Origin of the sequence: Paenibacillus nanensis (assembly GCF_003583765.1) — a bacterium.
Lineage (GTDB): Bacteria > Bacillota > Bacilli > Paenibacillales > Paenibacillaceae > Pristimantibacillus > Pristimantibacillus nanensis.
The window spans coordinates 250839-265256 of the sequence record NZ_QXQA01000005.1; the positions used below are offsets into that span (position 1 = coordinate 250839).

Annotated in this window: 12 protein-coding genes; 3 read left to right on the forward strand and 9 right to left on the reverse strand. The window is 56.0% G+C overall.

The window, feature by feature from the left end; all coding sequences use genetic code 11:
- Positions 1-307: 307 nt before the first annotated feature.
- From D3P08_RS11035 to D3P08_RS11045, 3 genes are read left to right on the forward strand one after another with little or no spacing between them, the layout of a single operon-like run.
- Positions 308-655: a 4Fe-4S dicluster domain-containing protein gene (locus D3P08_RS11035; RefSeq protein WP_119599742.1), complete on the forward strand. Its 348-nt coding sequence runs from the start codon at positions 308-310 to the stop codon at positions 653-655.
- 14 nt (positions 656-669) lie between these two features.
- On the forward strand, positions 670-2064 hold the full coding sequence (locus tag D3P08_RS11040; protein ID WP_119599743.1) for an ABC transporter substrate-binding protein: 1395 nt from the start codon (positions 670-672) through the stop codon (positions 2062-2064).
- Positions 2065-2077: 13 nt separating this feature from the next.
- Entirely contained in the window at positions 2078-3661 is a 1584-nt protein-coding gene (locus tag D3P08_RS11045; protein WP_119599744.1) for an FAD-dependent oxidoreductase, read from the forward strand.
- 136 nt (positions 3662-3797) lie between these two features.
- On the opposite strand, the gene D3P08_RS11050 is transcribed toward D3P08_RS11045, so the two are convergent.
- The 9 genes from D3P08_RS11050 to D3P08_RS11090 form a co-directional block, all read right to left on the reverse strand.
- Positions 3798-3980 carry a YezD family protein gene (locus D3P08_RS11050; RefSeq protein ID WP_119599745.1) on the reverse strand — a complete coding sequence of 61 codons (183 nt, stop codon included), beginning with the start codon at positions 3978-3980 and terminating at the stop codon, positions 3798-3800.
- 43 nt (positions 3981-4023) lie between these two features.
- Positions 4024-4668, reverse strand: coding sequence for a nitroreductase family protein (locus D3P08_RS11055; protein ID WP_119599746.1), 645 nt, complete (start codon positions 4666-4668; stop codon positions 4024-4026).
- Positions 4669-4797: 129 nt separating this feature from the next.
- Complete coding sequence (locus D3P08_RS11060) at positions 4798-5178, reverse strand: 4Fe-4S dicluster domain-containing protein (protein WP_119599747.1); 381 nt, start codon at positions 5176-5178, stop codon at positions 4798-4800.
- Between the two features lie 6 nt (positions 5179-5184).
- Positions 5185-6813, reverse strand: coding sequence for an FAD-dependent oxidoreductase (locus D3P08_RS11065; RefSeq protein ID WP_119599748.1), 1629 nt, complete (start codon positions 6811-6813; stop codon positions 5185-5187).
- A 34-nt stretch (positions 6814-6847) separates the two neighbouring features.
- A complete protein-coding gene (locus D3P08_RS11070; protein ID WP_240647422.1) occupies positions 6848-8179 on the reverse strand; it encodes an ABC transporter substrate-binding protein in 1332 nt (443 codons plus the stop codon).
- Between the two features lie 307 nt (positions 8180-8486).
- Positions 8487-10382, reverse strand: coding sequence for an ABC transporter ATP-binding protein (locus D3P08_RS11075; protein ID WP_119599750.1), 1896 nt, complete (start codon positions 10380-10382; stop codon positions 8487-8489).
- Positions 10379-12115: an ABC transporter ATP-binding protein gene (locus tag D3P08_RS11080; RefSeq protein ID WP_119599751.1), complete on the reverse strand. Its 1737-nt coding sequence runs from the start codon at positions 12113-12115 to the stop codon at positions 10379-10381. Before D3P08_RS11080 ends, D3P08_RS11075 begins: the two co-directional genes overlap by 4 nt.
- Positions 12116-12271: 156 nt before the next feature.
- Complete coding sequence (locus tag D3P08_RS11085; protein WP_119599752.1) at positions 12272-13300, reverse strand: FecCD family ABC transporter permease; 1029 nt, start codon at positions 13298-13300, stop codon at positions 12272-12274.
- On the reverse strand, positions 13297-14280 hold the full coding sequence (locus D3P08_RS11090) for a FecCD family ABC transporter permease (protein WP_119599753.1): 984 nt from the start codon (positions 14278-14280) through the stop codon (positions 13297-13299). The genes D3P08_RS11085 and D3P08_RS11090 overlap by 4 nt, the downstream gene beginning before the upstream one ends.
- Positions 14281-14418 lie beyond the last annotated feature (138 nt).

Consider the following 14418-nt stretch of genomic DNA (forward strand, 5'->3'; position numbering starts at 1 on the left):
CAGCTTCCGTTCGAACGGTCATAATAGCATTCAATTAAAAAATACATGATTCACTCTATCCCCATCACAATACTTGGTTATAATCGCATGCTAACAGTGATTCCCTTCTTTGTCAATGGAGAGAAATATTTATTGTTGACCATTCGAACGAGCGAAGGTATGATACGTATATATCCAAGTATTCTTATGGAAATTATTAATTTTCTACCCCAATCAACCGTATGAGCGGAGATGCCCACAGTCGTGGAGCATCTTTTTTTGTTTTCATGACTCGTGGTTTTATCTCGAGTAAAGGAGGTTACGCCCTATGATTGAGCTCGTAAGCGACGATCGGTGCATCAGATGTGGGATATGCGTCAAAGTATGCCCGACGCATGTTTTCGACGTTGACGCAGAAGGTTTGCCTTTTATCGCACGGCAGGAGGACTGTCAAACCTGCTTTGTCTGCGAAGCGCATTGTCCTGCGGACGCGCTGTACGTCTCCCCTTACGCCGATGTCTCCGTCGACGTGGAGGAAGAGGAATTAATCGCGTCCGGTCTGCTTGGAAGCTGGCGCGCCACAGTCGGCTGGGGACCCGGCCGCACAAAGCTCGCTTCGATCGACACGACGGAGTTTATAGACCGGATCTTGCCGCCACGGCGAACAAACATTTGAGAGGGGTTTCTCCTATGAAAACAATCAATAAACGAAAAAAAGCCTATTCCGCGGCTGCCGGCATCATTCTGTTCAGCTTGCTGCTGTCCGGCTGCGCCGGGGGCAACAGCGGCAGCGGGACCGCAGGCGGCAATAGCCAGGAGACCGCCGCGCCGTCCGTTGCCCCGTCAGGCGAGACGCAAGAAGCAGGCGCGAACGCGGAGCCTGTTACGCTTACCTTTTATGTCGGCGGGGGGACGCTGACCGACACGGAGTTCAACTTATTTTTTGTCGAGCCGACCAAGCAAAAATTCCCGCATGTGACGCTGGAAAAAATAGTGCCGGCCGAAGGCGTCACCCCGGCGGAGGTGCTCACTTCCAATGAGCCGCCGGATATTATTTATCAGACAAGCGGCTCCTACTACGCCTTTCAGGAGCTGGAAGCGCTGGCCGATTTAACGCCGCTAGCCGAGAAGCACGGCTTTGACACGAAGCGGCTGAAGCCTGTTCTGCTAGAATCCGTATTGAACTTCTCCAAAAATGGCGAGCTGTTTACGCTGCCGTTCTCCTCTAACGTAGCGGCATTGTTTTATAACAAGGACATTTTCGATAAATTCAGCGTTCCTTATCCCCCCGACGAGCAGATCACATGGGACGAATTGCTTGCCATCGCGCAGAAGCTTACCGTAAACGATGGCGGCGTTCAATATATTGGCACCGACTTGAACAACGGTCCCGCGACGCTGCAGGGAAGCTACGGCATCTTCGCGCTTGATTCGGAGACCGGCGAACCGACGCTGCAGTCCGAGCAGTGGCGACGCGTGTTTGAAACCGTACAAAAAAGCGTGCAAATTCCCGGATACGTGCAAGGCGAGCAGTTTGAGTACAGCAGAGATTCCTTCTTGGTCGACCAAAACCTAGCGATGCGCCCTACCTTGCTTGCTAACTTGATCGGCCCGCTGGAAGAGCTACGCGCTCAAGGCAAACCGCTTAACTGGGATCTGGCCCCCATTCCTAACTTTGCGGACAACTTGGGCCAAGGGAAAGTGGCGAATGTGCATTCCGTCTCGATTTCAAGCGTCAGCAAGCATAAGGACATCGCGTTTCAGGTGCTCGCGAACATACTGTCGGATGACGTGCAGCGGATCGTCTCCCGTAACGGACGCGTCCCGGCGATCGATAATCCGGAGCTGGAGAAGGAATTCGGCGCCGATATTGAGGTGCTGAAAGGCAAAAAAATCGAAAATATTTTTAAAGCCGAGCCTCCTGTGCTGAAGCAGCACCGCTGGGAAAACGACATTTCGAAATATTTGACGCAAGCCTTCAAAGATATCGCGTTAAGCGGCACAGATGTCAATACCGCGATCCGCACGGCGGAGGACGCCATCCGCAAAGAACTCGAGACGCTTAAGCTGACCAAGCCGGAGTAAAGGAGCGATGACGATGAATGAATTCGATACCCGATTAACGGCGGATGTGCTCGTCATCGGCGGCGGTCCCGCTGCCGCTTGGGCCGCTTGGAGTGCGGCCTCGAAAGGAGCGGAGGTGGTGCTGGTCGACAAGGGCTATCTAGGGACGAGCGGCGCCACCGCGCCCGGGGGGACGAATCTGCTCTACTTGCCTCCCGACCAGAAACTTCGGGATCAGGCCGTCGAGCAGCGCTACAAGGGAGGCGGGTTTCTGTCGGAGCCTTCCTGGACTTACCGCGTTCTCGATCAAGTCTACATCAATCTTGAACGCATCGAGCAATGGGGCTACCCTTTCGTAAGAGACGAGGAGGGCGTACCGAAACGCGGACACCTGCAAGGCTTGGAGTATATGAATCTCATGCGCAAAGTGGTGCTGAAGGCCGGCGTTAAGGTGCTGGACCATCACCCGTCGCTGGAGCTGCTCGTCGACGAGCATGGCGTCGGCGGAGCGAGAGGCATATCCCGGCTCGACAACAAGGAATGGGAGGTGCGGGCGAACGCCGTCGTGCTGGCGACCGGAGGCTGCGCTTTCCTGAGCAAAGGGCTCGGCTGCAACGTGCTGACGGGCGACGGATTATTAATGGCTTCCGAGCTTGGCGCGGAGCTCTCCGGCATGGAGTTCAGCCGCGCATACGCACCAAGCGCCGCGTTCGGCACTATTACGCGCGGCCGCCTGCTTGGCTGGGCAACGTATTACGACGAGGCCGGCAACATCTTAAATGCGGACGGCAACCGCGGACAAATTTTGCAAAGAGCCGTCAGCGAGGGACGTACCGTATACGCGATGCTGAATAAAGCGGACACGCCGGAAAAAAGAGCGATTCTAAGACGTTCTCATGCCGTATTTTTTTTGCCGTACGATAGAACCGGAATCGATCCGTTCACGCAAAAATTTCCGCTGACCGTCCGCTGCGAGGGTACTGTGCGCGGAACAGGCGGCATCAGGCTTGCGGCGGAGGACTGCTCCACGACGGTGGCCGGTTTGTACGCCGCCGGCGACGCCGCGTCGCGGGAGCGGCTGATGGGCGGCATGTCGGGTGGCGGCGCCTTCAACGCGTCATGGGCGATCTGCTCCGGCACCTGGTCCGGCGAGGCCGCTGCCGCTTACGCCTTATCGCTCGCCAAGCATGCCGGGCATCGCCGGCTGCGGGCAGCAGGCCGTTATGGCTTGCAACGGAATGATTCAGAAGGACCTGCCACCTGGCGCCCGGATAACAAAGAGCTGGTTACAGCGGTTCAGCAGGAGGTTTCGCTCAAAATCAATTATTTCCGCAATGTCCCGAATTTGCGCGCATCGCTTGACCGGTTAAACGCGCTTTGGGGGGTTGCCGGGAGCTCGGCTCGAGGAGATAATGTGCAGCAGCGCGTCAGAGCGAGGGAAATCGCAGCCATGACGGCTACTGCGAGATGGATGCATACGGCGTCGCTCGAGCGCAAAGAAACGAGGGGCATGCATACGCTGGAAGAATATCCGGAACAGGATCCGGCTCAGCTCCATCGCATCGTTCTCAGCGGAATCGAACAAATTGCTGTAAGATATGACAAGGTTCCGGTCTAAGCGGATCCTATAGCAGCCGCTAAACAAAACGGCCGTTCAGGAACGAATTCCTAAACGGCCGTTTTCGACGTGAATCTAATGCCAATCGCTTTCGCTTCTGCCTAGACATCCCCGATTAGGGCGTCCGCCATGCTCGTCATTTACGCTTCGTCCCCGAGGATGGCGGCTTCACGTTATCGAAGCGGCTTCTCTCCGTCCGGTCAATTTGAACGATTTGCCCGTCATGCACCGTAATTTGCACGACGCCGTACGTCAAACCGCGCACCTGCTCAACAATGCGGTCCAACCATGTATTCGTCACTTCGAGTTTACGAGACATGCCCATCATCCTTTCGTTTTCGTCTATAACGTTAAAGTACCGCTCAAACTTTCGCGCTTTCAGTTGGAACCGGCAAAATGCTTTCGGCAAGCGGACGTCTTCCATTCGGCTTCTCGAGCTCGCGAAAGGATTCGTCGAGCGCCTCCGTCTCCCCGCGGTGGCCGAGCGCGATGACGGCGTGCAGGGCGACATGCTCCGGCGTTTCGAGAATCTCTCTTGCGACATCATACTCGAAACCTCCGACCGCCCTGGTCGACAAGCCCAGCAGTCTAGCCTGGAACGCCAGCGTCGCCCAAGCCGCTCCCGCGTCAAAGGCATGGGCACCGTTCGGCTCCCCGTTTTCCCTTGTTTTAACGGAGGCAAGCAGCAGCAGGACCGGCGCCTTATCCGTCCAGAGGCGATTGCGAGGCTTGATGAACTTGCGGAATTGCTCATGTTCCTCTTCCGTCCGCGCGACATAAAAGCGCCATGGCTGCTGGTTGCCGGAGGAAGGCGCCCAGCGCGCAGCCTCCAGCACCGTGAACAGCTCGGCATCCGTTAGGGCGCGGTCATCGTAAGAGCGAGGGGACCACCGGTTCAGTATAAGAGGGTGCACCGGGCGATCCGGCTTTCTGGCAGCCGCCACCTCGGGGGTATAGGCTTGCTCCAGTTCCTGCCGCTCGGTAAACGGATTCGATAATAGACTCATTATTCATCATTCCTCTCTAATAATATGGGGGGTTGAAGACAAGGAGGCATCTATTCGGCGGAATCCGGACTGACTCCGCCGAATAGGTACGCCTCCGGGTTACAGCAAGCTGGCAATTGAGCTTCCGTGTTAACTTGTGGCGGGCGACCGGACATCGGAAATCCCTGCAGCGCGTATCGGCCGCTCCGGCAATATCCGGTTAATAAAGGGCGTTTGATCGATCGCGGCGAGCTTCGTCCTGCCGGGTCCCCAGCCAAGCGTCGCCCGCCAGCTCCCGAGGACCCCTTCCTCCGCAAGGCGCCTTTCATCCACATCTACCTGCTCATCCGTATAAGGCGACACGTAAAGCGCGTCCACAGGACAATAGGCCTCGCATATGAAGCAGGTCTGACAGTCGCTTTGCCTCGCGATGACGGGCTCATGCTCCGTCCTGTCGAACACGTTCGTCGGACATACTTTTACGCACAGATTGCAGCCGATGCAGCGTTCGGCGCTAACCAATTCAATCATGACGCATCAAGCCCCCTGTTCTGTTCCCTGATGGGATCCTGCCGCAACCCCAGCCAAAAAGGTGCGATCCGGTCTAACCTGTATCGACTCGAAGCCCGATACGAGTATACGGTGATGCTGATTCGGATCCAGTTCCGTATACCCCGCCAGCACATGCAGCCCTTCGCCGCGCTTCTCTTTCCGCGCAAGCGCCGCCGTATACATCCATCTCGAGGTTGCAGCCATCGCGGCCGCTTCTCTAGCCCTAATTCGATCGTAGGCACTTTCCGGAGCCTGTTCGCTGACGCCGGGCCAGTAGCTGTTCAGCTTATTCAGCGCGGCGGTCAAGCCTGCCTCGGACCGGAAGTAATTGATTGATAGCGGAAGCACCTGATCTTGAACCGCTTGAATCAATTCCTGCGTATCCGCCCGCGAGGTCGTCAAATTCGTCCGTCCGTCAGCGAGTCCGTACCGGCCCGCCGAACGGAGCTTCCGCTCAGGCGCTCCGGCACCCTGCCCCAGCGCATGTACCGCAGCGCCCTGGCCGGCCCAGGTTCCCGAACAGATCGCCCAAGAAGCGTTGAAGGCTCCTCCTCCCGATGCGGCTCCCGTCACGCGTTCCCTTGTCGCGGCGTCGCCGGCAGCATAGAGGCCGGGCACCGTCGTCTCGCAATAATCGCCGACGATGCGGAGGCCGCCCGTCCCGCGGACCGTCCCCTCGTACCTTAACGTCAGCGGGAAAGGCTGCGTGAACACATCGATGCCGGCGCGGTCATACGGAAGGAAAAATATCGCATGGGACGAGCGTAATATCGCTTGCTTCTCCGGCGTATCCGCCTTGTTCATAATGGCGTACACCGGCCCCTCGAGCAGCCGCTCGGCCAAAAAATCTCCGCTGCGGGAGCCGTGAAGCTCGTTCCCATCCTTATCGTAATACGTCGCCCAGCCGAGCAGCCGGGAGCGAGTATTGGAGCTGAAGGCAGGGGCAGGCGCGTATCTGCGCGTAAACTCCATCCCCGAAAGCTCGGCCCCTGCCTCCGCTCCCATGAGATAGCCGTCTCCGGTAAGCACGTTACAGCCTAACCCTTTACTCAGAAAAGCGCAGCCGCCGGTCGCGATCACGACCGCATTCGCCTTTACTTCCCAATCCCTGCCTTCTTGGCGAAGAACGCCCCGGGCTCCGCCTACGCCATGGTCATCGATAAGAAGCTCAAGCGCCGGAGCTTGATCCAGCACTTTGACGCCGGCTTTTTTGACAACCTTTCGCATAAGCGCCATGTACTCCGGTCCTTGCAGATGGTTACGCTGCGTAACACCGTTCTCGTCTTTCACGAACGGGTACCCCCATTGCTCGACAAGCTCGAGGTTCTCATACACCTGGTCCAGCACCCGGTGAATCCACCGTTCTTCCGACAAGAAGCCGCCTGATTGCATTCGCTGCTGCACGGCCTTCTCCCGCATTTCCTTATCCGGGGGAAGATAGAGCAGATTGGTTCCGCCTGGGGCGGTCGCACCGCTCGATCCCAAATAGCCCTTATCCACCAGCACAACCTTGGCGCCTTTTGATGCCGCGCTCCAAGCCGCCCATGCGCCGGCCGGCCCTCCTCCAATGACAAGCACATCCGCTGTCAGCTTCACATCCGTTTCCCCGCTCATCCCTATGCCTCCGTCTCTCGATCGCGTTTTCGCGTTATTTGATTCCCGTTTTCTCCCATGCGTCTATAATCCGATTGCTCTCTTCCTCTGCCGCTCTGAGCGCGGAGTTCACATCTCTTCCGCCAAGCGCGATTTCCTCGGCCGCTTTCGTCAGCAATTCGCCAAGCTCATTATCGAGCGGGTGAGGCGGATTGTTCGGCTTCGCCGTCAGCTTAAACACATTTTCCACCTTCTTGCCCTTCAGCACCTCGATATCCGCGCCGAACTCCTTCTCCAGCTCCGGATTGATAATGGACGGCACACGCCCGTTCCTCGAGACTAGCCGCTGCGTCTCATCCGATAAAATAAGGGCCAGCACGAGAAAGGCGTCATCCGCATGCTTGCTCTGATTCGACAGGATCAAGGAGTGAATGCTTCCTCCGACTTCGTTGTTTCCAAAATGAGGAGCAGGCGCGATATCCCAGTCCAGCTCTATCCCCTGCTGCCGCAGCTCCTCCAGCGGACCGACCATATTCGCAAGGAACGAAGGCCTGATCGCCAGCCTGCGTTCTTCCATAAACGTCACCCGGTCATAAACGATTTGATTGTCCGGACCGATAAAGCCGGGTAGCTCGTATTGCTCCTTCAGTAAGCCGTACAATTCGGACCAGCCGGGGTCCGCCAAGGAGGAACGGCCCGTCGCCGGATCCACATTGCCCAGATTCAAGCTGCGGACGAGATTGCCGGGCCCTCCGAGATCGATGCCCAAATACTGCACGCCGTTATCTTGAACCGTCAGCTTCCGTCCAAGCTCCAGCCATTCCCTCCAAGTCTTCGGTTCGTCTGAAGGATAGGGCACACCGAACTTATCGAAAATTTCCTTATTGTAATACGTAATCAATAAATTGAATGACAGCGGGATCGCAATCACTTTCCCTTCGGGCGTATAGCTCTTGATCGATTCCAATATGGCCGGTTTGATGCGGCTTGTATCAACCTTGTGCTTCTCAATCAGCTCATCCAGCTCCTGGACAATGCCGATATCCAGAAACCGATAGTACGCAGGCCCGCTGCTTGTATAGATAATATCCGGGATTTCCCCAGTCGCAACCAGGTCTTCAGGCGTCGTGTCCGCATCCGTCTTAATCCGCTCAAGGGTAATATGCGGATATTTCGCCTTGGTCGGTTCCACGATCAGCTTATTAAATTCCGTATCCGTAATCGTGTTGCCGTAGTTCCAGAACTTCAGCGTGACGGGCTCCCTCTCCTCTTCCTTCTGTTCCGCCTGGTTCGCCTGCTTCGTGTCTGCCGGCCCGCCGCAAGCGCCCAGCACCCCAAATCCGATAGCCGCCGCAAGCAATAAACCGATCCCCCTCTTTTTCCTCACGTTCGTTCCCTCCTTCTCCAATAGCTGCTATTGATAAAAAAAAGATGCATGTTCTCTCGTCTCATGCAGCGCGCAAACACGCGGCTCCATAAGAAAAGAGAACATACATCTCCATTGGAATGGTCAATGCCATTTATAAATTCCTATAATACCAAGCGACTTAGTGTGATTTCTTGCCCTAATATTAGCACTGACTTTTTAAGGTGTCAACAACCTATTTTTCTTCCGTCCAGCGTCAATTAATCGCGAAAAAACCGCGCGGCCGGATCCAGAACGGATTCCATTCGCGCGGTCATTTATTTGAAATCTATACTGCCTGAACTTCGGTTTCTTCCGAAAACTGGCTGTTATACAGCTCCGCATAGAAGCCGCCCTTTGCCAGCAGCTCCTCGTGGGTGCCCTGCTCAATGACAGAGCCCTTATTCATGACCAGGATCAGATCAGCGTCCCGGATCGTCGACAGTCTGTGGGCGATAACGAAGCTGGTCCGTCCGGTCATCAAATTGTTCATCGCCTGCTGAATTTGAACCTCCGTCCGCGTGTCGACGCTGCTTGTCGCTTCGTCCAGAATGAGAATGGCCGGGTCGGCCAATATCGCGCGGGCGATCGTAAGCAGCTGCTTCTGGCCTTGCGAAATATTCGAGGCTTCTTCATTCAGCACGGTGTCGTAGCCTTCAGGCAGCGTGCGGATAAAATGGTCCGCATGAGCGGCGACGGCCGCGCTCACCACCTCCGCTTCGGTTGCGCCGGCGCGTCCATAAGCGATATTGTCGCGGATCGTGCCGTTGAACAGCCAAGTATCCTGCAGCACCATGCCGAACAAGCTGCGAAGCTTCCCGCGTTCCAACTCGCGGATATCGCGGCCGTCAATCGTGATCGCTCCGCCGTTCACCTCATAGAAGCGCATAAGCAGATTGACAAGCGTCGTTTTGCCCGCTCCCGTAGGACCTACGATAGCGACCGTTTGGCCGCTCTTCACCTCGATATTCATATCTTCGATAAGCGGCGCGTCTTCTTTATAGCCGAAACGGACATTGCGGAACTCCACGTCCCCGCGCACAGCAGACTGCTTCAAGCTTCCGGCGGCTTCAGGCGATTCTTCCTCTTCGTCAAGCAGCTCGAATACGCGCTCCGCAGACGCGATAGTCGATTGAATGATGTTGGCGATATTCGCCGTTTGCGTAATCGGCATCGTAAATTGCCGCGCATATTGGATGAAGGCGAGAATATCGCCGACGGAGATGGATTGCCTTGTAACCAGCACCCCGCCGACTACGCAGATGGCGACATAGCCAATATTTCCGATCAAGCTCATAAGCGGCATGATGATCCCGGAAATGAATTGGGCTTTCCAGCTGGAGGCGTACAGCCTGCCGTTAATTTCCTCGAAACGATCGATCGACTGGCGCTCGCGGCCGAACGCCTTCACGACCGTGTGTCCGGTATACATCTCCTCGACATGGCCGTTAAGCAGTCCAAGCTCGGTCTGCTGGCTTTTGAAATACAGCTGCGATCGCTTTGCAACCGCTGCGATTACGATAAAGCTAAGCGGGAGCGTCAGCACCAAAATGAGCGTCAGCAGCGGGCTGATCGTCAGCATCATGACGATCACGCCAATTAGCGTAACGACGGAAGTTATAATTTGCGTCAAGCTCTGCTGGAGCGTATTGCTAATATTGTCGACGTCATTGACGACCCGGCTCAAAATATCGCCGTTCGAACGGGCGTCGAAAAACTTGAGCGGCAGCTTGCCGAGCTTCTCGTTCACTTCGTTCCGCAGGCGGTAGACCACCTTCTGCGCAACGCCCGCCATCAAATATTGCTGGAAAAAGCCGAACAGCGAGCTGATGACATATAATCCCGCAAGCAGAGCCAATATAGAAGCTATCGCGCGGAAATCGACTGCCGCTTCCGCGCCTTCAAGCCTTGCCATAATCGGTTCGACCAGCTTATCCGTCGCTCTCCCCAAAATTTTCGGAGTAAAGATGGAAAACACCGTGCTTAAAATCGCCGCAACAAATACTGCGATCAAATGAAGCCGGAACGGCTTCAAATAACCGGCAAGCCGCTTGAAGGACGACTTGAAATTTTTCGCCTTCTGCCCCGGCATGCCCATCATGCCCGGTCCCGGCCCGAAGCCCATCGGCCTCCCGCCTGGAGGACCGCTGCGCTGACCGTCCTTTCTTCCTGCTTCGCGGCTCATGCAATCTCCTCCTCCGACAGCTGGGAGGCAACGATTTCACGGTAAACGCCGCAGCCTTCCATCAGCTCCTTATGGTTGCCGATTCCGGCAATTTGTCCTTCATCCAGCACAATGATGCGGTCGGCATCCATTACGGTGCTTACGCGCTGCGCGACTATAATGACGGTTGCGTCTGTTGTTTCTCCCTTTAACGCCGCTCTCAGCTTCGCGTCGGTTTTGTAATCCAGCGCGGAGAAGCTGTCATCGAACAAATACAGCTTCGGCCTGCGCACGAGCGCTCTGGCAATGGACAGACGCTGCTTCTGCCCGCCGGATAAATTGGCTCCGCCCTGGTCCAGCTTGGAATCGAAGCCTTCCGGCATCGCCGTAATAAAATCGAGCGCCTGGGCAGTCTCCGCCGCCTTGCGCACTTCATCGTCCGAGGCATCCTCTTTGCCGTAACGGATATTGTCCGCGATCGTCCCCGTAAAGAGCACCGACTTCTGCGGGACAAGAGAAATGCTGCCGCGGAGTTCCTCCTGCGGCCACTCTCTCACATCCTTGCCGTCGATCCGCACCGATCCGCCGGCCGCGTCGAAAAACCGCGGTATCATATGAAGCAGCGTCGTTTTGCCCGAACCCGTTCCGCCAATAATCGCCGTAACTTCGCCCGGATTCGCCCGGAAGCTGATCCCGGATAACGCGGGACGTTCGGCGCCCGGATAATTGAACGACACCCCGTCGAACTCAAGCACGCCTTCGGCCGGACGGCTTCCTGTTTGCATGCCGCCAGCGGCATCATCCGAAATGGCAGGATGCTTCTCCAATACTTCGTTGATCCGGCTTGCGGACACCGAAGCGCGGGGAACCATCACGAACATCATCGAGAACATAAGCAGAGAGAACATGATCTGCATCGCATATTGGATAAACGCCATAAGATCGCCGACATTCATGGCTCCGTCATCAATGCGGTGAGCGCCGAACCAAACGATGGCAATGGTCGACAAATTCATAATGAGCATCATCAGCGGCATCATAACCGCCATGATCTGATTGATTTTTACCGCTGTCTCCATTAAGTCGCGATTCGATTGCTCGAATCTTTTCACTTCGTGCTCCGTCCGGTTAAAGGAACGGATAACCCGAATGCCGGTCAATCCTTCGCGCAGCACGAGGTTCAGCCTGTCGAGCTTTTTCTGGATCGCCTTGAAATACGGCATGCCTTTTGAAGTAATAAGCCAGATCGCGCCGGCGAGGACGGGCAGCGCCACAAGGAGCACAAGCGTCAGCTCCGCATCCTTATAAAGCGCCATAATAATACCGCCGATACACATCATTGGCGCCATTACCATCAGTCGCAGCATCATCATCAGCACCTGCTGCACTTGGTTGATGTCGTTTGTCGTTCTTGTGATGAGCGACGCGGTACCGATCTCCCCGAATTCCTGCAGAGAGAATCGTTCGACATGGGCGAACACCTTGCCTCTGACGATGCGTCCGAAAGAGGAAGATATACGGGAGGCATAGAAGCTGGCCCCCACCGCAACCCCCGTTCCAAGCAGCGTAATGCCGAGCATCAAAGCTCCCATCCGCCAAATGTAGGCCGTATCCCCTAGCTGAACGCCATTGTTCACAATGTCCGCCATGAGTGTAGGCAAATACAGCTCCGCAAGCGCCTGCAGCAGAATTAGAATCATAACAAGTGCGATTAAAGCGCGGTAAGGCCGCAGAAACCGGAACAACTTCCACATCGCTTCGCTTCATCCCCCTCTGTAATACTTTAGTCCTTAACATTTCAATAGTTTAATTATAACGAAAATGATACCGGATACAAATCTTCCTGAAACGCAAAAGGGCTGCCGGCATCCTCGCGGAATAACCGGCAGCCCTTAAAGAATGATGGTCTGCTATCGATTGCGGTTGCGATACAGCTGATACAGGAAAAACGGCGCGCCGATCGCCGCGGTGAAGACGCCCGCCGGCACATCGCGCGGCAGGAAGGCCGTGCGCGCCACCAAATCGGCTAGAAGCAGCAGGATCGCTCCAAGCAGCGCGCTGACCGGCAGCACTTTCCCGAAGGCCGGCCCCACCAGCTTGCGCGCCATATGAGGCGCGATTAACCCGATGAAAGCAATCGCGCCCCCGATTGAGATGGCCGCGCCGGCAAGCGCTACGCTAAGCCCGATCAGCAGCAGCCGCTGAAGCTGAACGCGCGCGCCGACGCTGCTGGCTATCTCGTCTCCCAGTGCTTGGATGTCGACGCTTCGCGATTGCAGCCAAGCGATTGGCAGCAGCACCGCCACCCATGGCAGCAGCGTCAGCACATCCTTGTCCCATGACATGCCGTAGATGGTTCCCGTCATGAAGGTCAAGGAACGGTCCGCAAGCTGCAGCGGGCCGGAAATGATCAGCATATAGGAGACCGACTTTACAGCGGCCGATATCCCGATTCCGATCAGCACGAGGCGGAGAGGCGAAACGCCTCCTTTCCAGGCAAATACGTACAGCAGCCCCGATATAACAAATGCGCCTATAATCGCAAACACAGGCATCCAATGGATGGAAACGGTGCCCGTAAAAATAAAAATAAACAATACCGCCCCGAGCGATGCCCCTTCCGTTATCCCGATGACGTCCGGCGACGCAAGCGGATTGCGGATCACCCCTTGCAGGATCGCCCCCGCCACGGCCAGCGCCGCTCCAATCAACACCGCGGCCGCGATGCGGGGAAGTCTCAGCTTAAGAATCACAACCTCCTCGGCCCGCGGCACATGACCGACGATCTCTTTCAAGAATGGAACTTGGCCCAGGATAGCTTTCACGACATGCAGCGGCGAGATAAACTGGGCGCCCGCCCCCGTACTGACGACAATTGCCGCTGCGCATATCGCTAACAGGATGAAGGATACTTGAACGGCTCTGCGGTTATTCCTCATAGCGCCTTCCTTCCTTTCCTAGCGATATACACAAAAAACGGCACCCCGATAATGGCGGTCATTACGCCTACCGGCACTTCCTTCGGCATGGCGATGTATCTTGAGCCGAGATCGGCCGCGACCAACAGCAGCGCTCCCAGCACCGCGCTGTAAGGCAAGATCCAGCGGTAATCGTTGCCGACCAAGTGCCGGACAATGTGTGGAATAATGATGCCAACGAACGCGATCGGTCCCGCTGCGGCGACCGAACCGCCGGCAAGCAAAATAACGGCAGCCGCAGAGATCATCCTCATATAGACGATTTTCTGTCCCAAGCCTTGGGCGATTTCATCTCCCATCGACAGCACGTTCAATTGACGGGAAAGCAGGAGGGCAATAACCATCCCGGCCGCCATATACGGCCAGACGGCAGCCAGCTGAGCCATATCCCGCCCTGCGACGGAGCCGACCAGCCATATAAGCACCTGATCGAACATTTTACCGTCCGAAAGCATTAAGCCTTGCGTTAAGGAATGGAAAAATGCGGCCATCGAAGCGCCAGCAAGCGTAATCTTGACGGGCGTCATGCCGTCTCTGCCCATGCTGCCCAGCAGAAACACGATCCCTCCGCTGACTGCCGCTCCGATAAGCGCGATCCAAGTGAAGGACTGCAGCCCGCTTACGCCAAGCCAGCCCGCCGCCATCACGATAAAAAAAGCGGCTCCGGCGTTGACGCCAAGCGTGCTGGGCGAAGCGATCGGATTGCGTGTAATGACCTGCATAACGGCGCCGGCCACGGCAAGACTTCCGCCTACAGCCGCCGCGATTAGCGCCCGAGGCAGTCTGGCCGTACGTATAATAAGGTGCTCGTTTCCTCCATTAAAGGCGACAAACGAATCCCACACGGTGGAAATGGGGATATCCGTTACTCCAAAAGTGATGCTTCCCATCATGGCGGCCGCCAAGGCCAATAAGGAAACGATTAACCCGAATAGACGCATAATGATTCCACTTTCTGCTGATTAGAATGTTGTTCATGTTCATTAGCATTTTAGGGGAAGGCTTTCCTTCTGTCAACGAACTTGATAATCGTTCTCATTTTTTATTGACAAAGCTCCCTTTATTCTTTATAGTTTGAT

Excerpts from the sequence above, each read along its gene's own strand:
- D3P08_RS11060 (WP_119599747.1), bottom strand. The coding sequence starts at position 5,178 with ATGATTGAATTGGTTAGCGCCGAACGCTGCATCGGCTGCAATCTGTGC.
- D3P08_RS11065 (WP_119599748.1), bottom strand. The coding sequence starts at position 6,813 with ATGAGCGGGGAAACGGATGTGAAGCTGACAGCGGATGTGCTTGTCATT.
- D3P08_RS11055 (WP_119599746.1), bottom strand. The coding sequence starts at position 4,668 with ATGAGTCTATTATCGAATCCGTTTACCGAGCGGCAGGAACTGGAGCAA.
- D3P08_RS11040 (WP_119599743.1), top strand. The coding sequence starts at position 670 with ATGAAAACAATCAATAAACGAAAAAAAGCCTATTCCGCGGCTGCCGGC.
- D3P08_RS11075 (WP_119599750.1), bottom strand. The coding sequence starts at position 10,382 with ATGAGCCGCGAAGCAGGAAGAAAGGACGGTCAGCGCAGCGGTCCTCCA.
- D3P08_RS11080 (WP_119599751.1), bottom strand. The coding sequence starts at position 12,115 with ATGTGGAAGTTGTTCCGGTTTCTGCGGCCTTACCGCGCTTTAATCGCA.
- D3P08_RS11045 (WP_119599744.1), top strand. The coding sequence starts at position 2,078 with ATGAATGAATTCGATACCCGATTAACGGCGGATGTGCTCGTCATCGGC.
- D3P08_RS11050 (WP_119599745.1), bottom strand. The coding sequence starts at position 3,980 with ATGTCTCGTAAACTCGAAGTGACGAATACATGGTTGGACCGCATTGTT.
- D3P08_RS11090 (WP_119599753.1), bottom strand. The coding sequence starts at position 14,280 with ATGCGTCTATTCGGGTTAATCGTTTCCTTATTGGCCTTGGCGGCCGCC.
- D3P08_RS11035 (WP_119599742.1), top strand. The coding sequence starts at position 308 with ATGATTGAGCTCGTAAGCGACGATCGGTGCATCAGATGTGGGATATGC.
- D3P08_RS11085 (WP_119599752.1), bottom strand. The coding sequence starts at position 13,300 with ATGAGGAATAACCGCAGAGCCGTTCAAGTATCCTTCATCCTGTTAGCG.